Genomic DNA, 231 nt, shown 5'->3' on the forward strand with positions numbered 1-231 from the left:
GGCGTAGGCGCCGCGGGTCCACTCCTCGCTGCCCCAGTCGCTCTCCAAGTACACCACCGGCTCGAGCGCCTGCGGCCCGTAGTAGTGCGACAGCGACTCGAGGATACGCGCCCTGCGCTCCTAGGGTGTCAGCCGGAACACCGCGCCGGCGGCCTCGTCGGACACGAAGCCGACCAGCGTTCCTCGCGGATCGCCACGGTAGCCGTTGTCGCACGCCTCGTGAACCCCTTC

Annotated in this window: 1 pseudogene; it reads right to left on the bottom strand. The window is 70.1% G+C overall.

The features are described from left to right. Nucleotides 1-231, bottom strand: a pseudogene (locus ACPYOG_RS21080) (FAD-dependent oxidoreductase); the annotation flags it as partial.

It is taken from the genome of Leifsonia sp. HAY1-4F (genome assembly GCF_056755275.1).